We start from the raw sequence: 25,862 nt of genomic DNA on the forward strand, positions 1-25,862 counted from the left end.
GAGGAATGGCGGTAAAAGTTCGTGAGGGTGGAGGAGGTGCTGGAGCTACCGCTGCCCCCAAGAGGCGCGGTCAAGACTGCGGTAGTGAATGGCCTCGGCGATGTGCTCCTTGCGGATCTCTTCGGAGCCAGCAAGGTCAGCGATAGTACGAGCTACCTTGAGGATGCGGTCGTAGGCACGTGCCGACAGATCCAATCGCTCCATAGCGAGACGGAGCTTCTCCAGCCCTTCGGCATCGGGGCGAGCAAAGAGCTGCATAAGCCGTGGCGTCATCTGCGCATTGCAGTGTACCTCGGGATAGGGGGCGAAGCGGCGAGTCTGTATCTCACGTGCGGCTAAGACACGCTCTCGGATGCACTCACTACTCTCTGAGGGGCGGGCATCGGAGAGCTTCTCAAAGTCCACGGGGACGATCTCTACCTGCAGGTCGATACGGTCAAGCAGAGGGCCTGATACCTTCCCCAGATAGCGTTGCACTTGCTGTGGGGTGCATTCGCAGGCGTGGGTCGGGTGGTTGTAGTAGCCGCAAGGGCACGGATTCATCGCTGCTACCAGCATGAAGCTGGCGGGGTAGTCTACGGTATAGCGAGCTCGAGCTACTGTCACGACACGCTCCTCCAGTGGCTGACGCATGACCTCTAAGACATTGCGACTGAACTCAGGAAGCTCGTCTAAGAAAAGCACCCCATTGTGTGCCAAGCTAATCTCTCCAGGCTGGGGATTACTTCCACCACCGACCAGTGCAACAGGCGAAATGGAGTGGTGTGGGGCACGGAAGGGGCGTGTCGTCATCAAGGTGACGTCCTTGCCCAGCTTCCCAGCTACCGAATAAATCTTCGTTGTCTCAAGGCTTTCACCGAGCGTGAAGGGCGGGAGAATGCTCGGTAGTCGCTTCGCCATCATAGACTTCCCACTCCCTGGGGCACCGATCATTAAGAGGTTGTGCCCTCCAGCTGCTGCCACTTCGAGCGCTCGCTTCACGGTCTCTTGTCCCTTGACCTCAGAGAAGTCAAAGGTCTCGCTCTCTATCCCTCGATAGAATTCTCCACGTGTGTCGACCTCGACGATGGGTAGAGGTGCCTCTCCTGTCAGCATACCGATGACTTCGCGCAGGGTGCGGGCAGCATGCACCTCAAGCTTATTGACGACGGCAGCTTCCCGAGCATTGGCTTCGGGAAGAATGAAGCCTCGGTAGCCTTCACTACGGGCTTGGATGGCTATGGGTAGGGCTCCATGGATAGGGCGAACCGCTCCATCGAGGGAGAGTTCGCCCATGATCATATAGTGCTCAAGTAGGTCGGAGGGGATCTGTCCGTCAGCAGCTAAGAGTCCGATCGCAAGAGGTAGGTCATAGGCTGCCCCCTCTTTGCGTAGGTCAGCAGGGCTCATATTGATGACAATGCGCTTCCCAGGGAACTTGTATCCGCTACTCTCGATGGCCGAGATGATGCGGTCTTGACTCTCCTTGATAGCCGTGTCGGGGAGGCCGACAAGCTGGAAGTAAGAGCCACGAGTACAGCTTACCTCTATCGTCACCGTACGAGCTTGGATGCTCTGTAGGGCTGCAGCGTAGGTCTTGACAAGCATGGTGGTATAGATGTTGGGTCGGTGGATGGTGTTTGTGTTGTGGTCTGGTCAGCGCTGCTTGACTCGCCCTAAGGTATCGATCTGGAAGCGCACGGGCTGGACATTTCCTTGTACGCCGTACTCCCTTCGCAGTCGAGAGACTAGGCCTAAGCTATCAGAGAAAGCGATACCTCGTAGACTGTCACGGCGGAACTGACCTCGGGCTGCGCTATCAGACGGCGTAGGGTAGAGGATGACGAACTGTAGGCTGTCGGGGCGAGCCTTGGCTTGCAGCCCCTCCTGCTCTCGGCGGGTGAGGCTTTGCAACCCCTCAGGTGAAGCAAATACAAGCTCAACGCTGTGATGCGCATAGAGCTCGGAGATTGTGTGGGACTTTCCCTGCAGGTCAACCCCTTCAAAGGGAAGAGCGCTCGTGAGCTTCGTCGTGTCAGCCGGCATCGTCGTCACTTCCTTCCATTCCTTCCCCTGGAGCATATAGTAATGTACGCGCGCAGCACCATCATGTGAGAAGATGACCGAGTGGAAGCGTGCGGTGTCGGGCGAGAGGTGGATCGTCGGCTCGAAGTGAAGTAGAGTGTCGGTCTGCTGTCCCTCCAGCCCTAAGTAGGTTACCCAAGCGATGGTGTCGCTGGGGGCTAACTTATCCAGCTTGATTGTGAGCTCAGGATTGGACGAAGAGCAGGAGTATAGACCTGCTAAGAGGCTGGTAGCCGTGAGGGCAAGTAGAGAGCGTAGCTTATTGAGCGTCATGAGCATTGGTCTTGAGGTCAATGGTGAAGGTGCTTACGGGGAGGCCCGTAGCGCCCGTGAGGTTAGCATCCGTGTAAGGACGCCATGCGTAGCGTAGACGCCAGAGGTCTTTCCCTCGGAGTGTAGGTGGAAGCTGGAGCGTGACTGTCGCACCCCGCATAGAGCCCGTGAGTGGATGAGTCTTCCCATCGTAGGTGAGGACTTCGAAGCCTCTCAGCTCTTTCGCATCGGATGTGCGTAGCTCTGAGGTGCCTGCAAACGTGAGTTCGAGTACTTGTGCCTGTTGCCAGCTTACACTGAGTAGCTCGGGGCTACGTGCTTCGAGGGAGCGGTAGCCGTATTGTCCAGAGAGAGCGAGGAGTGCTAAGCGATGCCCGATAGGATACTTAATGGTAGGGTGGACATCCGCCTTGTCTCCGTGGTCCATTGAGACAACCATATCTATTCCTTGGCTTGGCCGAGCAAGGCGTCGCTGGCTATCGCGGAAGGCGGGCCAAGAAGGGCGGTTGATCGAGGAGAGCTGGACATAATAGAAGGGGAGGGTAGCACCGAAGGTCTTACGCCAACTCTTGACAAGCAGAGGGAAGAGTTGCTGATGTGCCTCGATGTTATGGGCGTTGGACTCTCCTTGATACCAGATAGCCCCTCGGAATGTGTAGCTGGAGAGTGGACGGATCCCCGTATCGTAGAGATAAGTCGGAGCGTAGGGGTGGCGAGCAAGAGGTGTGTCTTGAGCTTGGAGGTTCTGCCCAGCGCGCTCACGTACCCATGGCATGATGAAGTCATTCTTCCTCCATTGGCGCAGGATCGCAGGGAACTCCTGCTCAAGCGTGGCGCGGTCAATCCACGCCTCCGTGGGAGAGCCACCGATGGCATTGATTACGATACCGACGGGGATCTGGAGGCTATCTCTCAGCTCACGGGCGAAGTGATAGGCGATCGCTGAGATGTTGGTCTTAGAGGGACGAGCTCCTTCCCAGGTAGCAGGGCGGTAGTAGCGGAGCTGATCCAGTGAGTCTAAGAAGCTCACCGGCCAAGCTGAGGCAGTCGTCTCGTGGGCGGGCTGCATATTGTAGATGCGCAGCATGCTGTCAGGCTGTATGGGACGATGCTCCTGATCCGTGCTTTGGCTGAGCATGAAAGCCATATTGGACTGCCCAGAGCATAGCCATACTTCCCCGACATAGACATTATTAAGCTTGATCTTACGCTTGCTCTGCGGTGTACTTACCTCAAGGCTATAGGGACCGCCAGCTGACTGTGCTGGGAGGGTGATCGCCCATTCCCCGAGGCGATTAGTCTTAGTATTACCACTCCAGCCGTGGAAGGAGAGTGTGACAAGTTCCCCTGCATTGGCTTTCCCTCGGATGGTCAGTGGACGCTGGCGCTGCAGGACCATCCCATCAGAATAGATGGCTGGGAGCTGTAGTCCTCCGAAGTCGCCCGAGATAGCTTGGTAGGCAGTCTCTGCGAGGAAGTGCATACCAGCTGCTATGGGGTGCACTGCATCGGGAAAGTAATGGGGGTAGGGATAGAGTGGGGTGTGGAAGTCAATAAGCTCAACATCTGCACTCTTAGCCACCTGCTCAATGGCCTGCTGTATCTGCAGCTGCCAGTCTCGCGTACCCGACTCAAAGCGAGGATGCTCCACCCCAATAGGCGTCGTACGAGCGATGAGGATGCGTACCTGAGGATTGACAGCGCGTAAGGTATCGATGAGGTGATGATAATCGGGAATGAACTCATCCTGATAGTTCGGCCAATTGCGGGGATCCGTATCATTGACGCCGAGATGAATCACGGCGATATCTGGGCGGAAAGCTAGAGCCTTCTTGTACTCCTCCTGCTGGAAGTAGGGACGATGCCCCCGAGAGAGCAGTGTAGCTCCAGACTTCCCGAAGTTCTCTACTTGGTACTTCGCTCCCAGCTTCTGCTGCAGGAGGACGGGGTAGGCTTCGTGCTCACGGTCTGCGAGTCCATAGCCGTAGGTGATGCTATTGCCGATGCATGCTACGCGAATAGGGCCTTTGGACTTCGCAGAAGTGGTGAAGCTGAGGCCTAAGAAGAGGGATAGGTAAAGGCCGTATTTAATTCTCATGGTGAATTGCTTGTCGTCAGAGTATGCGCTGATCATAGAGGCGGACGATACGCTCGGTGAGTGCATCGTCGGGATCCGTCTGGGGACGGTAAGTAGCCTTCAGGCTGGCACCTGTGATACGGGCAAAGACCTGCCAAGTCCAAGCCTTGAAGCCCCCGAGGAAGGCTTGGACGAGCTCATAGCCCGTCATGCCGCACTGTCGGTTGATCAGCTTGATGAGGAGCTTCCCTTGGTTGAGGGTCAGGTCTTTCATCTTAGGTTCCATATCTTCCTTGAGTTCCTTCTCGACTCGCTTGAGGTGGGGCTCTTGCTCCTTCTCGGGGAGGGTCTGCATATATTCGTAGGTCTCGATGATCGTGGCCGCTACGTATTTGGCGTAGGGATAGACCTTCTTGACGTCACGTATGCGCCGCCAGAGCTGTCGTCGCTCCTCGATAGTGAGGGGACGGACAGTACGATTGGCGGAGATATATACCTCGGCAAACTGGATCACCAGAAGGCTGTCATTGACAGCCCGACTCACAGAGTCTGTGCGAGGAGCTTGCGCATAAAGCTCCATACTCACTCCACTGAGAGCGAGGAGAAGTGAGGTCGAGAGACTGAGGATGACAGAGTGAGGCGACATAGTGAACTCTTTAGGTAGTGGTTATTACCAAGGGCGAGGAGGCTTCTTGGCAGAATACTCGGTAGCGAGACCGCCTGCAGAAGTCTCTCTGTAGAGGCTGGGAAGGTCATGCCCCGTCTTGCGCATCACCTCGACGACCTGGTCGAAGCTCACGCGATGACGCCCATCGCTGAAGGTCCCATAGGTGTTGGCATCTAAGGCACGAGCAGCAGCGAAGGCATTACGCTCAATGCAGGGGATCTGGACGAGTCCGCAGACCGGGTCACAGGTGAGGCCTAAGTGATGCTCCAGCGCCATCTCTGCAGAGTACTCGATCTGGAGGTTGGAGCCACCGAAGAGCTGGCTGGCGGCAGCGGCTCCCATAGCACAGGCTACGCCGATCTCACCCTGGCATCCGACTTCTGCGCCCGAGATGGAGGCATTGGTGCGTACTACATTTGCGAAGAGGCCTGCGGTAGCTAAGGCACGCAGGATACTTTGCTCGGGGAAGTTGCGGCTCGTCTTGAGGTGATAGAGTACCGCGGGGACTACACCACAGCTCCCACAAGTCGGCGCCGTAGCGACACGTCCGCCCGAAGCATTATGCTCACTGACAGCGAGCGCATAGGCATAGACGAGGCCTCTATTCTTGATACTGGCAGAGCCGTAGCCCTCAGCCTTGACCTTGTAGAGAGCAGCTTTGCGTCGTAGACCCAAGCCTCCAGGGAGGACACCTTCTGCATTTAGTCCCGAATGGATGGCTTGCTGCATGACGTCCCAAATCTTTGCCAGATAGTCCCAGATCTCAGGGCCCTCATAGTGCTCTACATACTCCCAGTAGGTCGTATCCTCCTCATGCAGGCGGTGCATGATATCTACGATACGGCTATCAGGATAGATGGTCGCAGAGCGCTGCTCGTTGAAGTCTTCGTTGGCGAGCGTCCCACCACCGATGCTGAAGACCGTATAGGTGTCAAGGAGCTTGCCTGCATCATCAAAGCCTTCGAACTTCATCCCATTAGGGTGGAAGGGGAGGATGATATCAGGTTTCCACAGAATCTCCGTGGGGGCTACAGGCGTCAGTGTCTCGAGGATAGCAGCATCAGTCATGTGCCCCTTGCCTGTAGCCGCCAGGCTCCCATAGAGCGTGACGTCATAGCGCTTGGCTTGAGGACAACGGTCTCTGAACTGCTCGGCGGCACGTCGTGGCCCCATGGTGTGGCTACTGCTGGGGCCACTCCCGATACGGAATATCTGCTTGATTGTCTCCATTAAAATTATAATCGGGCTCCACTGTGGAGCAGGGAGCTGGTGACGAGTGCTTAGTACGCACGCTATCCCAAAGATACAAAATCTTATACCTCGGACGGCTTCACTCACCAGCCTCTTAGCATAACGCTCTAAATCGTCTGCAGAGTCTACCCTGATTTGCTCCTAAGAGTAGGCTCCTTCCTAACCAACTTATAGTGGACTTCTCTAAGTTTTGAGATGTGTGTAAGTGCTTGTTAACAAGTAATGTATGTGGATACTGGGTGTGAAGCACTATTGGTTTGTACTCAAACGAATATTGGTTCGGCATACAAACCAATACTGCTTTGCACTTATTCCTATACTGGAGACTGTTGCCGAGAGTCCTATCCTCTATTTATTCTGCAAAGACAACGCACGCCAAGCTCACCGACATACCTCTCCGAAGAGATATACAAGCCCTTCGACTTATCGCGAGAATTCCTCTTATCCAGCGGAGAGAAAAGTGTCCTTCTTGTGAAGAAAAAAGCGCCTTCACGTAGTGGTTTATCTCTGTCTACACACGTAGTCTTAAAGACCAGGCACGTCAATTCAAATATCCACGTACGTAGATATTAGATCCACGTACGTAGTCCACACTTTTCTGCCACTTGTCCATAACTTTTATTCCCTACGTGGAGCAACAACCTAATAGAGGTCACTTCACGAAGCTATACGGAATCAGTCCAAAGCTATATAGCTTTCTTCGCCATCCTAATATAGCTATACCCACGTACCCATATTGGATCATGCTATGCGCATATCACAGAATGACCCTTACACATGATTTGCATACCAATTCATTTGTGAGGGAGAGCCTGCCATATTGGCGTAGAGTAGAGGCGTGGCATTCTCTTTGAATAAGGAAAGGCGATAACACGTATATCCATCATACAAGATAAACTATAGACTCTATGAGTAAACAAGGTAAGATAGGGGTGACGAGTGAAAACATCTTCCCCGTCATCAAGAAGTTCCTCTACAGTGAACATGATATTTTCCTTCGTGAGCTGGTATCCAATGCTGTAGATGCTTCGCAGAAGCTGCGTGCACTGGCCTCGGCAGGCGAGTTCAAGGGTGAGCTGGGTGACCTGAAGGTCTCCATTAGCTTCGACGCTGATGCTAAGACGATCACGGTCAGTGACCGTGGTATCGGTATGACTGCTGAGGAGGTCGAGAAGTACATCAATCAGATAGCCTTCTCTGGAGCAGAGGAGTTCCTCGATAAGTATAAGGACGACAAGGTGGCTATCATTGGTCACTTCGGTCTGGGCTTCTACTCGTCCTTCATGGTGTCTTCGCGCGTCGAGATACAGTCGCTCTCTTATCGTGAGGGTGCAGAGCCCATCCACTGGAGCTGCGATGGTAACCCAGAGTACATCCTGGAGAAGGGGAGTCGTACGGAGCGAGGAACGGATATCATCCTGCATATTGACAGCGAGAGTGAAGAATTCCTCAGCAAGGATCGCCTCTCAGCGCTCCTCAATAAGTACTGCAAATTCCTCCCTGTGCCCATCGTCTTTGGGAAGAAGCAGGAGTGGAAGGATGGTGCCTATGTCGATACCGACGAGGATAACCAGATCAATGATGTGCATCCCGCTTGGACCAAGAAGCCATCGGAGCTGAAGGATGAGGACTACATTGCCTTCTACCACCAGCTCTATCCTCAGACCTTTGAGGAGCCTCTTTTCTGGATCCACCTCAATGTAGACTATCCCTTCAATCTTACGGGGATCCTCTACTTCCCCAAGGTGAAGAATCAGATGGAGCTGCAGCGCAATAAGATCCAGCTCTATGCCAACCAGGTCTTCGTCACAGAAGACGTCGAAGGGATCGTCCCAGAGTACTTGACTCTGCTACATGGGGTCATTGACTCTCCAGATATCCCGCTGAACGTCTCTCGCTCTTATCTGCAGAGTGACGCTCAGGTCAAGAAGATCTCCAATCATATCTCCAAGAAAGTCGCTGACCGACTTGATGAACTCTTCCGTAATGAGCGTAGCCTCTTCGAGGAGAAGTGGGAGAGCCTGAAGGTCTTCGTACAGTATGGGATGCTCTCTGATGAGAAGTTCTATGATCGAGCTGTGAAGTTTGACCTCGTCACTGATATTGAGGGGAAGCACTTCACCCTTGACGAATACCGCACCCTTACCGAAGGCGAGCAAACCGATAAGGAAGGCCAACTCGTATGGCTCTATACGAATGACCGCAACAGCCAATATACAGCTATCGAGCGTGCTAAGGCTAAGGGCTACTCTGTCCTCCTCTTAGATGGCCCTCTGGATGTCCATGCGGTGTCTCAGCTGGAGCAGAAGCTCGAGAAGACCCGCTTCGTACGCGTCGACTCTGACTCTATCGATAAGCTTATCGCTAAGGATGAGCAGCGTGCTGTCAGTCTCTCCGATGTAGAGCAGAAGGCCTTGAAGGCCCTCTTTGAAGGGCGCCTGCCTCGTGAGGAGAAGCGCAACTATAGCGTAAGCCTCGAAGCACTTGGCGCTGATGCTGATGCCGTGCTGATCACGCAAGGGGAGTTTATGCGCCGTATGCAGGAGATGGCTCGTCTGCAGCCTGGTATGAACTTCTATGGTGAGCTTCCCGAAGGCTACAACGTGGTACTCAATACAGAGCATCCATTGATCCTGCGTCTCCTTGCTTCGGAGAAGGAGGTTGTAGAGCCTAAGCTTTCGACTCTGCGCGCTGAGCTTCAGGAGCAAAGTGAGCTTGTCGAAGCTGCTCGCACAGTGCAGTCAGCTAAGAAGCCCGAAGAGGTGAGTGTGGCCGAACGTGAGGAGCTTGATGCTCAGACGAGTAAGCAAGCCGAACTCGAAGGGAAGATTTCTGAGGAGATCAAGAAGTTTGGTTCAGAAGAGCTCCTCGTTGGGCAGCTCGTTGATCTCGCACTCCTTGGTAATGGCCTACTCTCAGGGGAGGCACTTGCTGCCTTCATCCGCCGTAGTCAGCAGCTCCTGTAGTAGACGAAGGTATATCACAAGGTAATTAAGAGGCTGTGCCTCCGGTATTCAGACCACATTGAGGTCGGATGCTGGAGGCACAGCCTTCTTCATTATAGTAGTCGTATCTTTGCGCTCACACATTACTATTTACATAATATGCGCTACCTCTATACATCACTCCGCCGCTGGAGTCTCTCTTTATTGACTTGCTCACTGCTGGCCAGCTCTCTCTCGGCACAGACGGATAATGACGTGCAACCCGACCGTCCTGACCATAGTGAAGGAACAAGTGTACTACGCCCACGAAGCTTGCAGATAGAGTGGGGGATAGGGGCTTCTTCTGGGCATCATAATATGGGGCTAATGCTTCGCTATGGACTTGTGCCTGATCTTGAACTTCGCTTAGAAGGTCTATTACAGCGGCCCCATCGCGGGGCAGTGCAGGTCTCTGATCTCACGCTCAGCTCAAAGCTCGCTCTCTTCTCTGGTGATGGCTGGATCCCAGCCATGACGCTTGTCGGCTATCTGAACTACGCACCGCATGAGGAGACCCGTAGAGTAACGGGAGATCTAACACTCGCTCTTGAGCAAGAACTGATATCAGGCCTTTCCCTTACCTGTAATATCGGCTCAGCTGAGGGGATGCGTCGCCTCTCTCTGACCGTAGAGTTAGGCTATAACTTCACAGATCGCCTAAGCTCCTTCGTGGAGTACTATGGAGTCTTTGGCCCTACAGAGCATGGCTGTGACTTAGGGCTAAGCTATGCCGTGACGAAGGATTTCCTTGTAGACCTCTCTTGTGGTAGGACTTTTTTCGCCAGCGGAGCGGTGAACTATGCTTCCCTCGGAGCCACCTACAGACTATAGTTTGGAGCTGGTGAAAATGGGGTGAGTGAAAACTTTTCGGCACGTTTCGTAAGCTCCGATATGTTGATTATCTTTGCTCCATAAAGCAAATAAGCTATTTCGTATCAACTAACTTTATAACCCCCAAGAAAGAACATGAACATTCCACAGGAACTGCGGTACACCAAGGACCACGAATGGGCACGCCTCGAAGGTGATGTTGTCTACGTAGGTATCACGGACTACGCTCAGGGTGAGCTCGGCGAAATCGTCTATGTAGACGTCACGACCGAAGGTGAAAGCCTCAGCGCAGAAGAAGTCTTTGGCTCTATCGAAGCTGTAAAGACGGTATCTGACCTCCTCCTCCCTATCGAAGGGGAAATCCTCGAAGTCAACAGCGAGCTCGAAGACAGCCCTGAGCTGGTCAACAGCGATCCCTATGGTAAGGGGTGGCTCGTCAAGATCAAGCCCGCTAACGCTGACGACGTAGAAGGTCTGCTCAGCGCTGACGACTATAAGGCTCTCATCGCAGGATAAAGATGCAAGCATCTCCACTGGTCAGCATCATCATGGGCAGTACCTCCGATCTGCCCATCATGGAGAAAGCTGCCGCTCGTCTCGATGCCCTCGGCATTCCCTTTGAGATGCTCGCACTCTCTGCTCACCGTACACCTCGTGAGGTAGAGGAGTTCGCCACTACGGCTAAGGAGCGTGGCATCAAGGTAATCATCGGTGCTGCTGGTATGGCTGCCCATCTCTGTGGTGTCATCGCTTCGATGACTTCCATTCCAGTGATCGGTGTGCCTATCAAGGCTTCCCTGGAGGGCGTCGATGCTCTCTACTCTATGGTGCAGATGCCTCCAGGTATCCCCGTAGCGACCGTGGGAATTAATGCAGCAGAGAATGCTGCACTCCTGGCCGTCCAGATGATGGCTACCTCTGATGAAGAGCTCTATCGTAGACTCGAAGCCTACAAGGAGTCTCTCAAGGAGAAGGTCGTCAAGGCTAATCGAGAGCTTGCAGAGGTCAAGTTCGTGCACAAGACGAACTAACCCCCGCATATATATGTTGTAAACCCAGGAGGTGGAAGCACTTCCTGGGTTTACTTTTGCACTATTGTAAGACTTATTCATGGCAGAGAATCATCCCTCTCATCCTACATCCGCTGAGCCTTGTCTCTATCACAGACGCCGTGCGGCGTTGGTTCATATTGGCGATACGCCTCTTGGCGGTGACTATCCTTTACGCGTCCAGTCAATGGCGACGGCTTCGACTCTGGATACAGAGGCTGCAGTCGCTCAGGCAGAGCGCATCATCTCCGCTGGTGCGGAGTATCTGCGCTATACAGCACAGGACAAGCGTGTAGCTACTAACCTCGGTGTGATCCATAAAGAGCTCCGTGCTCGTGGTATCACGACTCCCTTGGTAGCTGATATTCACTTCAACCCAACGGCAGCTGATACGGCACTGGAGTATGTAGAGAAGGTGCGTGTCAATCCTGGTAACTACGTCGATAGTAAGGGTACGACCGAGTGGAATGATGAGGTCTATCGTGCCATGCATGAGAAGGTACGCGAGCGATTCGGCGCTTTTGTTGAGCGCGCCAAGACGCTGAAGCGTGCGATACGTATTGGTGTCAATCATGGCTCGCTCTCAGAGCGCATGGTGATGCTCTATGGCGATACGCCCGAGGGAATGGTGCAGAGTTGCTTGGAATATCTGGATGTCTGCCGCGAGCATGACTTCCATGATATCGTCATCTCGATGAAGTCCTCCAATACCGTAGTGATGACTGCGGCAGTTCGCCTGCTTGTCGCTCGTCTTGATGAATTAGGTTACCCCGCCTATCCCCTGCACCTCGGCGTGACAGAGGCTGGTGAAGGTGAAGACGGTCGTATCAAAAGTGCTGTCGGTATCGGTTCGCTCCTGGCTGATGGTATTGGTGATACGATCCGTGTCTCCCTCAGCGAAGAGCCCGAGTGTGAGATCCCCGTGGCGCGTGCTCTTGTGGACTACATCACACCTCGTGAGCATGTCGTGCTTTCGGTAGACAGATCGCTTCTTCCCTCATGGAAGGAATACCGCGAGTTAGCTCAATATGCTCGCAAGAATACGACTTCTCTCGGAGCCCTCGCAGGTGGGAGCAACCTTCCCTTGGTACTCTATCCGACGAAGAGGGCTTTAGATCTCTCCTCATTTACTCAGCGTCCCGATGCCATTCTCTCACCCGAAGGACAGCTTCAGCTCGCTGGTGGTACGCCTATCGTAGGAGTCTCCGTGAAGAGCATTGCTACGGACGAGCTTACGGCTGAGTGTCTTGCTGAGCTTGCTGCCGCGCCTCAGACACTGCTTCTTCTTGAGAGCCGTGGTGATAATCCCGTCGCTGACTGGCGCTGGGGCTTCACGCAGCTTCGCCGTGCAGGTGTCAATTGCCCCATTCTACTTCGTCGTCGCTACGAGACCACCGATCTGGAGCTCTTCCGCCTCTATGCAGCTGCCGACTGCGGTAGCATCTTCCTCGATGGCTGGGGTAATGGCCTTTGCCTCGAAGCTCCTCACCTCCCTGCCGAAGAGATCATCAAGACCGAGCTGGGCATCCTACAGGCAGCTCGACTTCGTATGAGCAAGACGGAGTTCATTAGCTGTCCTGGCTGTGGCCGCACGCTCTACAATCTGCAGAATACCATCGCTGAGATCAAGGCCGCTACCTCACATCTCAAGGGACTCAAGGTCGGCATTATGGGCTGTATCGTCAATGGCCCTGGCGAAATGGCTGATGCGGACTACGGCTATGTAGGTGCTGCGCCTGGCAAGATAGATCTCTACAAGGGACAAGAATGTATCAAGAAGGGCGTACCTCAAGCTCAAGCCGTCGAGCATCTCATCGACCTCATCAAGGAAGGTGGCGACTGGAAGGACCCCGAATAAGCTTGTCTCCTTCGCCTTCGTCTCTCATCCCCATCATTTATATCTCTCCTATGCGTGTCAAGCTGATCAATAAGTCTAAGCATCCTGCTCCTCACTACGCCACATCTGGGGCTGCTGGTATGGACATCCGTGCTAATCTCTCGGAGCCAATGATATTGGAGCCTCTCGGGCGCTGCCTTATTCCCACGGGCCTCTTCCTTGAGATCCCCGAAGGCTACGAAGCGCAGATCCGCCCTCGTAGTGGACTTGCTCTGAAGCATGGTATTACCCTGCCCAATAGCCCTGGGACTATCGACTCGGATTATCGAGGGGAGCTGAAGATCCTTATGATCAATCTCTCCAAGGAGCCCTTTACGTTCAACGACGGCGAGCGCATTGCTCAGATGGTCATAGCCCGCCATGAGGTCGTGGAGTGGGAGTTGGTCACGGAGCTTAATGAGAATACCGATCGCGGCACTGGTGGTTTTGGCCACACGGGCCGCGATTAGTTTGCCCATCCTCATACTAAAGATCAAGCCCCGGCTTCCTAATGGAGGTCGGGGCTTTCTCGTACCAATTCAAAGAGGGTGGAGCTTATTGCTTCCACCACAAGCGTCTCGAAGCTGCGGAATGTGGGTCTGTCGTCTCCACAGCTTGCTCAATGTCATCCGGCAGGTGATAGAAGAAGTCCAGGCCAGTGAACTGCTCCAGCTCGCGGATTGAGAGCGTCAGCTCGTCGATGTGCTCACCCTTGCCGTAGTTTCTGTGTTCGGTGAGGAAGGCAATGCCTTCGTACGTCTTGCCCTTCTTCATCAGAAGCGCCATCCAGTAGTAGCGGGGGACGACCATCTTACCCTTGATACGCTCGGCCTCGACTTGATCATCGCGGATCGTCCCACCCTTGGCGACGTAGAGCCGATCGCAGAAGGCGCGGTCGCGTGCCCATTCTTGGACGCGATTCTCCAGGCGGTGCCAGATGCCAGCATTATGAGTCTGGAGCTGTGGGCTCATATTCGTGTAGTAGAAGGTCTGTTCGTTGGCGGCCTGCGAGAAGGTGCGGTCTTCCGAGGCTACCAGATGTCCACGGCTGTAGCCACTTCGGCGGAAGAAGTTGGATGTGTCATACGCCGCAGGGATCTTAGGGTCCCAGCTCCATGCGTCACTGCGGCGCACGTTGTCTTCTGCTGTCGCAGCGTCGAAAGAGAATGCAACCCAGCGCGAATGGAGCTTTGTGATGTCGTACTCGAGCGAGTAGTTTACCTTCCCCGAAGCTCGGTGCGTGACGAAGTAGTTATTGTTGCCCCCAGCCAATCTTGGTAGCTCAAGCAAGGTCGTATCCCCATTGATGATCTCGTCCTCAATAGCGCCCTGAGGCGAATAGCTTGGGAGGGCTTGGGCTGAAGCCTGCTCTGCGGGCGCCGCTTCCTTGGCCATCTGCTTGTAGACCAAGATGCCTAAGGCGGCGACAGCGATGAGTAGGGTTAGTTTCTTCATTGAAGGGAGAGGTCTTGCTTTAAATCCGCTGCAAAGGTAGTGACTTCGTTCCTTTCCTCCCAAGCTTTCCCTGCTTCGGATCGGGGAGAAAGTCGTGGAGCGCCCGAGGGGAGAAATAAAAGAAGCCTAACCGCAAGGGACTGTCGTCCACTTGATGTTAGGCTTCGACCGTTTAAGAGCTCGTCTGCTTCGCAGCTTCGTGTCCCGTTAGCCTTCTCTCGAAGGTGCTCAGGCTATAGCCTGCGATGTGGACGAGAAATAGTACTCTCTCTCCGAAGGTGGAGAGGTTGTTTGTCTGTAATGCAAAGGTACAAAAACGGCCTATATATACTATATACCTAATAGAGGGGAGAATTCCGTTGCTTTAGCTACCTACTTATTCCGATGCGGGAGCCTTATTGGGTAGAATTGCTGGCGAAGTAGAGGAAGATACCGTCTTGAGGAATATACCTCACTGCCGCGAGGAATATACCTTTCTGCCGTGAGGAATATACCTTTCTGTCTTGAGGAATATACCTCATCGTCGTAAGGTATATACCTTTTGCTCGAAAGGTATATACTATTCGTCCGAAGGGTATATACTATTTGCTCGAAGGGTATATACCCTTCTGCAGGATGGTATATTCCTTTTTCGCGGAGACTTCCTCCAAGCCTAGATCAAGAGAGGGGAGAAGACGCAGAAAGGGCTCTCCCTTTCCTTTCGGAGGAGGGAGAGCCCTTGGTGTAAAGTGTAGTGAATGTGTGGCAGAAGCCTATTCGATGGCAGCTTGAGCTGCGGAGAGACGGGCGATGGGGACACGGAAGGGCGAACAGCTGACGTAGTTGAGGCCGATGTGATGACAGAACTTCACCGAGTGAGGATCGCCACCATGTTCGCCGCAGATACCGCAGGGCAGGCCGGGGCGTGTGCTACGTCCACGTTCGACGGCCATACGGATGAGCTGGCCCACACCTTCTTGGTCGAGCTCCTGGAAGGGGTCTACGCTCAGGATCTTCTTATCGAGGTAGACGGGCAGGAAGCTGGCGATGTCGTCGCGGCTATAGCCGAAGGTCATCTGCGTGAGGTCATTCGTCCCGAAGCTGAAGTACTCGGCGTGGCGAGCGATCTGGTCTGCCGTGAGCGCTGCACGAGGGATCTCGATCATCGTACCGACGCGGAAGTGGAGTTCGACTCCTTCTTCGGCGAAGAGCTGAAGAGCCGTATCGCGGATGACCTTCTCCTGCTCATCGAATTCATTGACGATCCCGATCAGAGGGATCATAATCTCGGGCTGTGGGTCATAGCCTTCCTTCTTGAGCTGAATAGCGGCCGAGAGGATGGCACGAGTCTGCATCACCGTGATCTCAGGGTAGGTGTTGCCGAGACGACAGCCACGATGGCCGAGCATAGGGTTGTGTTCGCTCAGCGAATTGACGCGGCGCTGGATCTCTTGTACCGAGATGCCCATCTCATCGGCCATGATCTGCTGACCAGCCAAATCGTGGGGGACGAACTCGTGAAGTGGTGGGTCGAGGAGACGCACGTTCACAGGGCAACCGTCCATTGACTTGAGGATGCCGTAGAAGTCTTGCTTCTGGTAGGGGAGGAGCTTAGCCAAGGCCTTTTCACGGCCTTCCTTCGTGTCAGCCAGGATCATTTCGCGCATGGCCTTGATCTTCTCATTCTCGAAGAACATGTGCTCTGTGCGGCAAAGGCCAATACCCACGGCACCGAAGCTACGGGCAATAGCGGCATCGTGTGGAGTATCTGCGTTCGTGCGGACGACGAGCTTTGTGTACTTTTCACAGAGGGTCATCAGCTCAGCAAAGTCACCTGTGAGCTCTGCGGGCTGTGTCTTGACCAGACCCTGATAGACTTCACCGGTGCTACCATTGAGCGAGAGGTAGTCGCCTTCCTTGAGTACGACGCCGTCGATCTCTACCGTGCGGTGCTTGTAGTCAATGTTGATAGCGCCTGCACCAGATACACAGCACTTACCCATACCACGGGCTACGACGGCAGCATGCGAGGTCATCCCGCCACGTGCGGTGAGAATCCCTTCTGCAGCTGACATCCCTGCGAGGTCTTCGGGGGAAGTCTCGATGCGAACCATGATCACACGGCGGCCATCGTCATGCCAGCGAGTAGCATCATCAGCGAAGAATACGATCTGACCCGAAGCTGCACCGGGCGAAGCGGGAAGTCCGTGCGTGAGGACCTTAGCTTGGCTCTTGGCGATGGGATCAAATACGGGGTGGAGGAGCTCATCGAGCTTGTGGGGCTCACAGCGCAGGAGGGCGGTCTTCTCATCAATGACTCCGTCGCGAAGGAGGTCCATAGCGATCTTGACCATCGCAGTACCGGTGCGCTTCCCATTACGAGTCTGCAGGAACCACAGCTTGCCGTCCTGTACGGTGAACTCCATATCCTGCATGTCCTTGTAGTGGGCTTCGAGGCGCTGCTGAAGCATATCGAGCTCGGCATAGATCTCGGGCATGGCTTCTTCCATCGAGGGATAGAGGCTGACACGTACCTCTTCGCTGATGCCCTGCTGGTGTGCCCAGTCGAGAGAGCCAGCCTTCGTGATCTGCTGAGGAGTACGGATACCGGCTACTACGTCTTCGCCCTGAGCGTTGACGAGGTATTCGCCGTTGAAGACATTTTCACCCGTACCAGCATTTCGACTAAAGCAAACACCCGTAGCAGAGGTGTCGCCCATGTTGCCGAATACCATAGCTTGGACGTTGACAGCTGTCCCCCATTCTGCAGGGATACCTTCCATCTTGCGATAGAGGATAGCGCGCTCGTTCATCCAGCTATCGAAGACGGCGCAGATAGCACCCCAGAGCTGCTCCATAGGATCAGTGGGGAAGTCCTTGCCTGTGCGGCGCTTGATCTCTTGCTTGAAGAGTACGACCAGGCTCTTGAGTTCGTCGACATTCAGCTCGTTATCCAGGCGGACGCCACGCTGAGCTTTGACGCGATCAATGATTTCTTCGAAGGGTGCGATATCTTCCTTTGTCTCGGGCTTCATACCGAGGACGACGTCACCATACATCTGCACGAAGCGGCGGTAGCTATCGTAGGCGAAGCGGGGATTGCCTGTCTTCTTCGCAAGGCCTTCGACGACGGTGTCATTGAGCCCAAGGTTGAGGATGGTGTCCATCATACCAGGCATAGAGGCGCGAGCACCAGAGCGGACAGATACAAGGAGTGGGTTGGTGGGATCGCCAAAGGTAGCTCCCATGAGGCCTTCGATATGATGCACTGCGCGCATCACTTCGTCTGAGAGAAGGGAGATAAGTGTGTCCTTTCCACGGGCGAAATACTCATTACAGGTCTCGGTCGTGATCGTGAAGCCAGGAGGTACTGGTACCCCGATACGATTCATTTCGGCGAGGTTGGCGCCTTTGCCTCCGAGGAGGTTTCTCATGTCTGCAGCACCTTCGGCGAGGCCGTTCCCGAAGGTATAGACTCTTTTGTTGTCTCTCATTGTTAGCAAGTGTTATGCGTTGGTTATGCTAATCCATAGGCAAATGTATCGATTATTATGGATAATCCCAGCGGTATAACCGAATTTCTTAAATGTAGGTGCCGCGTTGATTGCTCTTTTATTAAATGCGGGCTTGTGGTAGATGCTGTGATTGCTGGGTTTTGGTCGGATATATGCTGTCTTTCATAAATAATATGATGTGATGTAAAAGGAAGCGCCCTCATCTTCTACCCAAAGAGGATAGAGGATGAGGGTGCTTATGGGATATCTTATAGCTCGCGCGGGGGAGCTATTGAGTGCTTATAGAGCGTATTCGTTCATCTTGCAGAGGTACTTCCCGACGATGTCGAACTCTAAGTTCACCACCGTGCCGACTTGTATGTGCTTGAAGTTCGTGTGCTCGTGGGTGTAGGGGATGATAGCGACGCCGAAGGAGGTCTTCTCTGAGTTGCACACGGTGAGGCTCACGCCATTGACCGTTATTGAACCCTTCTCGACCGTGATATAGCCCTTGCGAGCAAGCTCTGCATCCGTCTGGTGCTCGAAGCGATAGAGCCAGCTGCCATCAGCTTCTTCGACTGAGGTGCAGATGGCGGTCATATCGACGTGGCCCTGGACGATGTGCCCATCTAGGCGACCTCCGAGGAGCATACTTCGCTCAAGGTTCACAAGGTCTCCGACAGAGAGCTTACCGAGGTTAGAGCGGTCCAGTGTCTCTTGGATGGCGGTCACGGTGTAGGTGTGCTCGTCATGAGCCACGACTGTGAGGCATACCCCGTTGTGAGCGACGCTTTGGTCGATCTTAAGTTCGCTGGCGAAAGGGCAGGAGAGTGTGAGATGAAGGTTTTCGCCTTCGCGTCGGAGGGCGACGACCTCGCCGCAAGCTTCTACGATACCTGAAAACATAGTCTGTATATGATGAGTGTTAGCTGTCGTGAGAATTGACGCTACAAAGATAAGACAACTCCCTTAGCCAGCCTCTCTATTGAGGTGATGATCTCTATATGTATATGTATAGGGGAGTGGTGTGAACCTATATTGGTCGTTAGGTGAACCTATAGTGGTCGCCATGACGACCTATATTGGTCACGACGCTGACCAATATAGATTCACCTCGCGACCAATACTGCTTTTACGGGGCATCCTACGAAAGCACTTGAATCCTTACCGTCAAGAGGCTGAGGAAGCCAATAGAGAGGAAACAATAAAGGCAGTAGTCACTACTGACCACTGCCTTTATCTTGATCTTCTTGGTCGGGATGAGAAGACTCGAACTTCCGACCTCCACGTCCCGAACGTGGCGCGCTACCAACTGTGCTACATCCCGAATGCACTCAGCGACTTCTCGCTGAGGCGCTGCAAAGTTAGATAAATAATCAGTACGATGAATCGTGGAAAGACTCTATACAAGCGCTCCCTCCTCGATACGACCAGAGAGCTTCTGGTGCATTGCCGTAGCTGCTCGACGACCGTCTCCCATCGCGAGGATGACAGTGGCGGCACCGCGGACGATATCACCACCTGCATAGACATCGGGCATAGAGGTCTTCTTACTCTCGTCTACGACGATATTGCCCCACTTGTTGACTTCCAGCTCAGGCATGGACTTCGTGACTAAAGTACTTGCGGAGTAGCCGATAGAGATGATGACCTCATCGACGGGGACTGTGATGATCTCCCCAGTGGCGACAGGGCGACGTCGGCCACTCTCGTCCGGTGCTCCCAGTTCCATGCGCTCCAGGCGCATCGCAGTGACGTGACCTGACTCATCTCCAAGATACTCTACGGGATTATGCAGGTTGAAGAACTCTGTACCTTCCTCACGTGCATGCTTGATCTCTTCTGCACGGGCGGGCATCTCTTCTTCGCTACGACGATAGACGATGGTAGCCTGCTTGGCATCGAGACGAATGGCAGTACGTACGGCATCAATAGCGGTATTCCCACCGCCGATGACAGCCACACGCTTCCCACGTAGGGAGGGGAGTGCTTCGGCAAGCTCCTCGGGGGACATGAGATTGTACTTAGCCAGATACTCGCTGGCGGTATAGACCCCCTTGAGGTCTTCACCTGGGATACCCATGTAGTTGGCGACACCGACGCCAGTTGCGATGAAGATACCATCCATGCCTTGGGCCTTGAGGTCCTCATAGGTAATAGTCTTCCCTACGATCGTATCCGTCTGGAAGGTGACACCGAGGTCGCGCATCTTGTCCAGCTCATCCTCGATGATGCTATTGGGCAAGCAGAACTCTGGGATCCCGTAGCGTAGGACGCCCCCGAGCTGGCTCTCGGCCTCGTAGACGGTCACATCATAGCCCCACTTAGCCATGTCGGTAGCGAAAGATAGACCAGCTGGGCCGCTACCAACGACAGCGATACGTCCCAGCTTGAGCTTATCTGAGTGCTTGGGCTTGATAGAGTGATCTCGATGGATGCGCTCGTAGTCGGCGACATAGCGCTCCAGGTTGCCGATGGAGACAGCTTCTTTCTTGAGGCTGAGGGTGTAGATACACTGGCTCTCGCACTGCTTCTCCTGCGGACAGACGCGACCACAGACAGCAGGGAGTGAGCTGGTCTCACGGATGATACCAACGGCCTCAAGCATCTCACCTTTCTCGATGAGCTTGATGAAGGAGGGGATATGAATACCGACAGGGCAACCCTCGACACAGCCAGGATTGGGGCAGTCTAAGCAACGGCGAGCCTCAGCCATCGCTTCTTCGCGTGTGTAGCCGAGGCTTACTTCTTCATGGAATGAGGTGATACGCTCCGCTATAGGGAGCTCGGACATCTTCGTACGTTCGTAGGCGATACGCTCTTTATTGGGATGGGCTTTGCGTAGCTCTGTGCGCCAGTCCTGACTACGCCGCTCCTTGATTAGCTCTTGCTTGGTCATTGTATCGGGTGATCTTGTACAGTGTTACCTCGCTATAAGTGATAAAATGTTGGAGCAAAGATAAGCAAAGATGAAGAGGAGGGAAAGAGCCTATCTATACAGAACAAGTGAGGCCAAGATCTCAGTCAGAGCATAGCTCCTCGAGATCTTGGCCTCATGATGTATGCGATCGGGTGGGGTAAAGCACCCGATGAAGGGTGTACTCTACTTATTGAGGATATCGTAGGTATCGCGAGCGATCATGTACTCTTCGTCGGTAGCGACGACGACGACCTTGACACGGCTGTCTGCAGCACTGATGACCTGGCTCTTGCCACCATAGGTGACTTCGTTGATAGACTCATCAAGCTTGATGCCGAGGAATTCCAGTCCTTGGCAGACCTCGGTACGCATAGCAGCGCGGTTCTCACCGACACCAGCGGTGAAGACGAGGAGGTCGATGCCACCCAGAGCAGCAGCATAAGCCCCTACATACTTCTTGATGCGATAGGCATGCATAGAGAGAGCCAGGCGGTCACGCTCAGAGCCTTCTTCTGCAGCCTTGGCGACGTCACGCATGTCTGAGCCCTGCGTGCTGATACCAGCGACACCGCTCTTCTTCGTCAGCAGGAAGGTCAGGTCTTCCAGATCAAGGTGGGTCTTACCTGGGGTAGCCTTCTTGAGGAAGGGTGCGAGGAACTCAGGATCGTAGTCCTTCTTATTCATCAAGTACTCGATGACACCGCTGTCGATGTCACCAGCACGAGTACCCATCATAAGGCCTTCGCTGGGGGTCAAGCCCATCGAGGTATCTATACTCTTCCCGTTGAGTACAGCTGCCATAGAAGCCCCACTGCCGATGTGAGCCGTGACGATCTTGCATGAAGCACGATCCAGCCCTGCGATCTCAGCACCCTTGGCGCTGACATAGTCGTGGCTCGTACCATGGAAGCCATAGCGACGGATGCGGTACTTGTCATAGAACTCGTAGGGGAGCCCATACATATAGGCATGCTCGGGCATCGTCTGGTGGAAGGCTGTGTCAAATACCCCTACCTGAGGCGTATTGGGGAGTACCTTCGTCACAGCTTCGATACCGAGGATGTTGGCTGGGTTGTGAAGCGGAGCAAGCTGTGCGCACTCATGGAGCATATCTACTACCTCTGGGGTGATACGTACGCTCTGAGCAAAGCGCTCTGCACCGTGTACGAGGCGGTGACCGATGGCGTCGATCTCATCGAAGGACTCTACGAAGTGCTCTTCTTTGAGAATGTCGAGGATAATCTCTACGCCGCGTGTGTGGTTAGGAATGTCAAGGTGGCGCTCAATCTTCTTTCCTTCGGGGTTACGGAAGGTGATGAAGGAGTCGTTGATCCCTACGCGCTCTTCGTTCCCCGAGGTCAAGACCTTGTAGTTGGGGAGCTCAATGAGGGCGAACTTCAGGGAGGAGCTGCCACAGTTGAGGACCAGGATTTTCATAAGGTGTTGTATTATATGGTAAGGTGTGAGCTTATCCTTTCTTCGCCTTGAGGGCGATTGACTGGTTGGCTGTGATAGCTGCCATCTTATAGATATCATCTACCGAAGCTCCACGACTGAGGTCGTTGACTGGGGCAGCCATCCCCTGAAGGACAGGACCGACAGCTTCGGCACCAGCGAGGCGCTGGACGAGTTTGTAGCCAATGTTCCCAGCTTCGAGGGTGGGGAAGATGAGTACGTTAGCCTTACCTGCAACGGGGCTGTCTGGAGCCTTGAGCGAAGCCACCTTCGAGACGAGAGCAGCGTCAAGCTGGAGCTCACCATCAAGCTGGAGCTCAGGGGCCATCTCCTTGGCGATGCGCGTAGCTTCGACGACCTTGTCTACCAGCTCGTGCTTAGCGCTCCCCTTCGTCGAGAAGCTGAGCATAGCGATGCGAGGCTCTACGTTAGCGATAGCGCGAGCAGACTCAGCTGAGGATACAGCGATCTGAGCCAGCTCCTCAGCCGTAGGATTGGGCATGACGGCGCAGTCAGCAAAGAGCAGAAGGCCGTTTTCGCCATAGGTGTTGTTGGGGAGGAACATCATGAAGATACCGCTGACACAGCTGATGCCTGGGGTCGTCTTGACGATCTGCAGTGCTGGACGAAGCACGTCGCCAGTCGCATTGATAGCCCCTGCGAGTTCACCATCAGCATCCCCAGCCTTGATCATCAGACAGCCGAGGTAGAGAGGATCTTCGACGAGGACGGCAGCCTGCTCTTCGGTAAGGCCCTTCTTGCGGCGGAGGTCCAGCAGAAGGTCGATGTAGGCCTGCTTCTTTTCGTGGTTCTTAGGATCGAGGAGGTTTGCCTTATCGATGTTGTGCAGACCCAATTCCTGGGCGTGCGAACGGATGGCGCTGGGATCCCCGATGAGGGTTAGGCGGACAACACCTTCTGCGAGGAGGCGGTCAGCAGCCTTGAGTGTTCTTTCTTCAGTTCCTTCAGGGAAGACAATGTGTTGAGGATTAGCCTTAGCCCTGCTGATAATGTCTTGGATCAAGTCCATAGTGGTGGTAGATTTGATATTTGAGTATTCTGTATATCCCCAAAGTTACGGATTATCTCGCTTTATTGTGCAAGGCGCTCGGAGTCACGGCTCCACGCTTTGCTTTACCAACTCTCAAGACACTCTTTTCCGCAGGATAGGTTGCTCTATCCTGAATGCTAATACCGTCACCGCAATGTGTTGTGTCTTAGTTTGAAAAGTAGGTTTTAGAGCCTCTCGCTGGGGAGCCTGCTTTTGTGACCAGTACTGGTCCACATTCCGAGCAGTACTGGTACACGCCTTCTGCTTGTACTGGTTCGCGTTCTGACCAGTACTGCTTCGCTTGGTGACCAGTACTGGTTCTTTTTATGCTTCTCAAAGCTTTCGTACGACTACCATCTAAAGAAAAAGAACTCCCCCGATAGATCGCTGGACCTATCGGGGGAGTTCCTTGTGGTAATGAGAGTGGGGCCGGATTTTACTCGCGCTCCTTGATCAGGCCATGACGATAGGCGTGGAGGAGCTTCTTGAGCTCTTCGATCTGATCTTCAAGGATGAGCCCCTGGTCAGTGTCTCGGACAAGGATGCGGTCTGTGGAGTAGGCCTTGACGACAGAGGTGCTGGAGATATCCTCCATGTGCTCAATGGCTTCGCGGGTTGAGCTGAAGGGCTCGTGCTTGACCAGATGAAGGCCCTGTGAATTGAAGATCAAGGTATAGCCTGCGATACCCGTGCTGGACTGGTAAGCTCGGCTGAAGCCGCCATCGATGAGCATAATCTTGCCACCAGCCTGTACAGGATGCTCGCCCTTGACCTCACGGACGGGGACATGACCATTGATGATGTGAGACTCGGTACTCTTTAGGTCGAACTCTTCGAGGATCATATCACAGACCTGCTCCTCAGTGCGGTAGACATAGTAGTAGCCCTTCTCTTCGTGGTGTGTAGCCTTGTCGGCGATGAAGTAGCGCTCAAAAGTCGTCATCGCAGACTTGTCAAAGAGAGGTGAGTCGGGACCGCACCATAGGTACCACATATAGTCGACTGCCTCCTTGTGCTCGGGGTGATCGGCCGATGACCAGTGTGACTGGCGTACGAACTCATCAATGCGGTCGAGGAGGGCACGACCAGAGAAGGCCCGACCACGAATCTTGACCTTACGGAAGGTACGGTCCTCATTGAGGGGGACGGAGGCATGGAAGAGGAGGTTATGGTTGCACGTGAGGTACATGCTCCCCTTCTTGAAGAGGAAGTTGATGTGGCGGAGAAGCTTCTCGCTGTGACGGAAGGAGTGCAGGAGCTTGGCTACGACATCAGCCTCAGCCTCGGTGAGCTTGTAGGGGTCGTTGGGGTCAATGGTGGGGAAGAAGGTATCCTTGAGGGGATAGGTCTCTCCATTGGGGAGGGTAATCGTTCCTTCTGCCTGGTTGATGCGGTGCAGAAGGTCACGATCCTCCATCCCATACTCGGGGTGACGCGCAATGATCTGATGCTCGAGCTTGAACTGTATGATGGCGATCGCCTTGTGCATCTGACCCATGAGGAGGATGCTCTTCTCATCATAGGTCTCATCAGCATCGCCAAGCTTAGGAGTGAAGGGCGTACAGGGATCCTTGCCATAGACCTCCATAGCGAAGCGCGCCAGAGGGAGCATGTTGATCCCGTAGCCATTTTCCAGAGTGGAGAGGTTGGCATAGCGCAGGGCGATACGTATAGCGTTGGCCATGCTGGCGGTGTTCCCGACAGCAGCACCCATCCAGAGCATATCGTGGTTACCCCACTGGATGTCTACATTGTGGTAGGTCAGGAGCTTGTCCATGATGAACTGGGCGCCTGGGCCTCGGTCGAAGACGTCACCGACGATGTGTAGGCGGTCGATGGCCAGACGCTGGATCGTCTCGCAGATCGCGATGATGAAGTCGTCAGCCTGCCCCGTGTCGATGATCGTGTCAAGGATAGCTCCCACATAAGCCGACTTCTTGGGATTCATACTATCCTCGTGGGTGAGCTCCTGAGTGATGTAGCTGTACTGTGCGGGAAGAGCCTTACGGACCTTGGAGCGCGTGTACTTCTCGCTGACGCACTGCAGGACCTTGATGAGCTGATTGAGCGTGACCTTGTACCAATCCTTGCGGAGATAATGCTGCTGGCTGAGTCGCTCAAGACTTTCCTTGGGGTAGTAGATGAGCGTACAGAGCTGACGGAGCTCCTGTTCGCGGATTTGTCCGAGGAAGAGGTTCTCTACCTTGATGCGAATCGTACCCGAAGCGTTCTTCAGTACGTGGATGAAGGCTTCATATTCGCCGTGGATGTCGGCGAGGAAGTGCTCGGTACCCTTAGGTAGGTTGAGGATAGCACTTAGGTTGATGATCTCAGCGGCGGCAGAGGCTGCACTGGGGTATTGCTTGGAGAGCAACCCGAGGTACTTGAGTTCACGTTCTGTGATATTCATAGTGATGATAAGTGTTGGGGGTGATT

At 54.1% G+C, this 25,862-nt stretch carries 18 protein-coding genes and 1 tRNA gene; 6 read left to right on the forward strand and 13 right to left on the reverse strand.

The genetic code is table 11. From position 1 onward, the window contains the following. Positions 1-45: 45 nt before the first annotated feature. From HMPREF1121_RS01545 to HMPREF1121_RS01565, 5 genes are read right to left on the reverse strand one after another with little or no spacing between them, the layout of a single operon-like run. Complete coding sequence (locus HMPREF1121_RS01545) at positions 46-1,587, reverse strand: YifB family Mg chelatase-like AAA ATPase (RefSeq protein WP_044114360.1); 1,542 nt, start codon at positions 1,585-1,587, stop codon at positions 46-48. 48 nt (positions 1,588-1,635) lie between these two features. Next, entirely contained in the window at positions 1,636-2,337 is a 702-nt protein-coding gene (locus HMPREF1121_RS01550; protein ID WP_156946026.1) for a hypothetical protein, read from the reverse strand. After that, positions 2,324-4,435: a GDSL-type esterase/lipase family protein gene (locus HMPREF1121_RS01555; RefSeq protein WP_084151941.1), complete on the reverse strand. Its 2,112-nt coding sequence runs from the start codon at positions 4,433-4,435 to the stop codon at positions 2,324-2,326. The genes HMPREF1121_RS01550 and HMPREF1121_RS01555 overlap by 14 nt, the downstream gene beginning before the upstream one ends. A 16-nt stretch (positions 4,436-4,451) precedes the next feature. Further along, positions 4,452-5,060: a DUF4294 domain-containing protein gene (locus HMPREF1121_RS01560; RefSeq protein WP_044114362.1), complete on the reverse strand. Its 609-nt coding sequence runs from the start codon at positions 5,058-5,060 to the stop codon at positions 4,452-4,454. Positions 5,061-5,084: 24 nt separating this feature from the next. Continuing rightward, positions 5,085-6,311, reverse strand: a complete 1,227-nt coding sequence (locus HMPREF1121_RS01565; protein WP_009432927.1) for an L-serine ammonia-lyase, iron-sulfur-dependent, subunit alpha — start codon at positions 6,309-6,311, stop codon at positions 5,085-5,087. A 929-nt stretch (positions 6,312-7,240) separates the two neighbouring features. On the opposite strand from HMPREF1121_RS01565, the gene htpG reads away from it, so the two are divergent. The 6 genes from htpG (at position 7,241) to dut (ending at position 13,542) form a co-directional block, all read left to right on the forward strand. Beyond that, positions 7,241-9,298, forward strand: coding sequence for a molecular chaperone HtpG (htpG, locus tag HMPREF1121_RS01570; RefSeq protein ID WP_044114363.1), 2,058 nt, complete (start codon positions 7,241-7,243; stop codon positions 9,296-9,298). Positions 9,299-9,436: 138 nt separating this feature from the next. Continuing rightward, positions 9,437-10,147 carry a transporter gene (locus tag HMPREF1121_RS08780; protein ID WP_156946027.1) on the forward strand — a complete coding sequence of 237 codons (711 nt, stop codon included), beginning with the start codon at positions 9,437-9,439 and terminating at the stop codon, positions 10,145-10,147. Between the two features lie 135 nt (positions 10,148-10,282). Then, positions 10,283-10,663, forward strand: coding sequence for a glycine cleavage system protein GcvH (gene gcvH / locus HMPREF1121_RS01580; RefSeq protein WP_009433119.1), 381 nt, complete (start codon positions 10,283-10,285; stop codon positions 10,661-10,663). A 2-nt stretch (positions 10,664-10,665) separates the two neighbouring features. After that, entirely contained in the window at positions 10,666-11,178 is a 513-nt protein-coding gene (gene purE, locus HMPREF1121_RS01585) for a 5-(carboxyamino)imidazole ribonucleotide mutase (RefSeq protein WP_044114365.1), read from the forward strand. 79 nt (positions 11,179-11,257) lie between these two features. Then, positions 11,258-13,054 (forward strand): (E)-4-hydroxy-3-methylbut-2-enyl-diphosphate synthase, encoded by a 1,797-nt coding sequence (ispG, locus tag HMPREF1121_RS01590; RefSeq protein ID WP_044114366.1) that lies wholly within the window; start codon positions 11,258-11,260, stop codon positions 13,052-13,054. Positions 13,055-13,104: 50 nt separating this feature from the next. Then, complete coding sequence (gene dut / locus HMPREF1121_RS01595) at positions 13,105-13,542, forward strand: dUTP diphosphatase (protein ID WP_044114367.1); 438 nt, start codon at positions 13,105-13,107, stop codon at positions 13,540-13,542. Between the two features lie 85 nt (positions 13,543-13,627). Here the strand turns inward: dut and HMPREF1121_RS01600 are convergent, their stop codons facing one another. The 8 genes from HMPREF1121_RS01600 to HMPREF1121_RS01635 form a co-directional block, all read right to left on the reverse strand. Continuing rightward, positions 13,628-14,527, reverse strand: coding sequence for a DNA/RNA non-specific endonuclease (locus tag HMPREF1121_RS01600; protein ID WP_052353546.1), 900 nt, complete (start codon positions 14,525-14,527; stop codon positions 13,628-13,630). 752 nt (positions 14,528-15,279) lie between these two features. Continuing rightward, the gene (gene ppdK, locus HMPREF1121_RS01605) at positions 15,280-18,000 is read right to left on the reverse strand and encodes a pyruvate, phosphate dikinase (RefSeq protein WP_044114368.1); all 2,721 of its coding nucleotides are present in this window, start codon (positions 17,998-18,000) and stop codon (positions 15,280-15,282) included. Positions 18,001-18,300: 300 nt separating this feature from the next. Then, on the reverse strand, positions 18,301-18,906 hold the full coding sequence (locus HMPREF1121_RS01610; protein WP_009433081.1) for a riboflavin synthase: 606 nt from the start codon (positions 18,904-18,906) through the stop codon (positions 18,301-18,303). Between the two features lie 345 nt (positions 18,907-19,251). Continuing rightward, positions 19,252-19,327, reverse strand: a tRNA-Pro gene (locus HMPREF1121_RS01615). A gap of 75 nt (positions 19,328-19,402) precedes the next feature. Continuing rightward, positions 19,403-20,899, reverse strand: a complete 1,497-nt coding sequence (gene gltA, locus HMPREF1121_RS01620) for an NADPH-dependent glutamate synthase (protein ID WP_044114369.1) — start codon at positions 20,897-20,899, stop codon at positions 19,403-19,405. A 204-nt stretch (positions 20,900-21,103) separates the two neighbouring features. Further along, on the reverse strand, positions 21,104-22,357 hold the full coding sequence (locus tag HMPREF1121_RS01625; protein WP_009751910.1) for an acetate/propionate family kinase: 1,254 nt from the start codon (positions 22,355-22,357) through the stop codon (positions 21,104-21,106). 31 nt (positions 22,358-22,388) lie between these two features. Then, entirely contained in the window at positions 22,389-23,405 is a 1,017-nt protein-coding gene (pta, locus tag HMPREF1121_RS01630; RefSeq protein WP_009433101.1) for a phosphate acetyltransferase, read from the reverse strand. 457 nt (positions 23,406-23,862) lie between these two features. After that, positions 23,863-25,836, reverse strand: coding sequence for a fructose-bisphosphatase class III (locus tag HMPREF1121_RS01635; protein ID WP_044114370.1), 1,974 nt, complete (start codon positions 25,834-25,836; stop codon positions 23,863-23,865). Positions 25,837-25,862 lie beyond the last annotated feature (26 nt).

This window comes from Porphyromonas sp. KLE 1280, assembly GCF_000700805.1.
Taxonomy (GTDB): domain Bacteria; phylum Bacteroidota; class Bacteroidia; order Bacteroidales; family Porphyromonadaceae; genus Porphyromonas; species Porphyromonas pasteri.

Coding starts and splice junctions, on each gene's coding strand:
- HMPREF1121_RS01625 (WP_009751910.1), bottom strand. CDS start 22,357: ATGAAAATCCTGGTCCTCAACTGTGGCAGCTCCTCCCTGAAGTTCGCC.
- HMPREF1121_RS01565 (WP_009432927.1), bottom strand. CDS start 6,311: ATGGAGACAATCAAGCAGATATTCCGTATCGGGAGTGGCCCCAGCAGT.
- HMPREF1121_RS01560 (WP_044114362.1), bottom strand. CDS start 5,060: ATGTCGCCTCACTCTGTCATCCTCAGTCTCTCGACCTCACTTCTCCTC.
- purE (WP_044114365.1), top strand. CDS start 10,666: ATGCAAGCATCTCCACTGGTCAGCATCATCATGGGCAGTACCTCCGAT.
- gcvH (WP_009433119.1), top strand. CDS start 10,283: ATGAACATTCCACAGGAACTGCGGTACACCAAGGACCACGAATGGGCA.
- HMPREF1121_RS01600 (WP_052353546.1), bottom strand. CDS start 14,527: ATGAAGAAACTAACCCTACTCATCGCTGTCGCCGCCTTAGGCATCTTG.
- HMPREF1121_RS01555 (WP_084151941.1), bottom strand. CDS start 4,435: ATGAGAATTAAATACGGCCTTTACCTATCCCTCTTCTTAGGCCTCAGC.
- gltA (WP_044114369.1), bottom strand. CDS start 20,899: ATGACCAAGCAAGAGCTAATCAAGGAGCGGCGTAGTCAGGACTGGCGC.
- pta (WP_009433101.1), bottom strand. CDS start 23,405: ATGGACTTGATCCAAGACATTATCAGCAGGGCTAAGGCTAATCCTCAA.
- HMPREF1121_RS01635 (WP_044114370.1), bottom strand. CDS start 25,836: ATGAATATCACAGAACGTGAACTCAAGTACCTCGGGTTGCTCTCCAAG.
- HMPREF1121_RS01610 (WP_009433081.1), bottom strand. CDS start 18,906: ATGTTTTCAGGTATCGTAGAAGCTTGCGGCGAGGTCGTCGCCCTCCGA.
- ppdK (WP_044114368.1), bottom strand. CDS start 18,000: ATGAGAGACAACAAAAGAGTCTATACCTTCGGGAACGGCCTCGCCGAA.
- dut (WP_044114367.1), top strand. CDS start 13,105: ATGCGTGTCAAGCTGATCAATAAGTCTAAGCATCCTGCTCCTCACTAC.
- HMPREF1121_RS08780 (WP_156946027.1), top strand. CDS start 9,437: ATGCGCTACCTCTATACATCACTCCGCCGCTGGAGTCTCTCTTTATTG.
- htpG (WP_044114363.1), top strand. CDS start 7,241: ATGAGTAAACAAGGTAAGATAGGGGTGACGAGTGAAAACATCTTCCCC.
- HMPREF1121_RS01545 (WP_044114360.1), bottom strand. CDS start 1,587: ATGCTTGTCAAGACCTACGCTGCAGCCCTACAGAGCATCCAAGCTCGT.
- HMPREF1121_RS01550 (WP_156946026.1), bottom strand. CDS start 2,337: ATGACGCTCAATAAGCTACGCTCTCTACTTGCCCTCACGGCTACCAGC.
- ispG (WP_044114366.1), top strand. CDS start 11,258: ATGGCAGAGAATCATCCCTCTCATCCTACATCCGCTGAGCCTTGTCTC.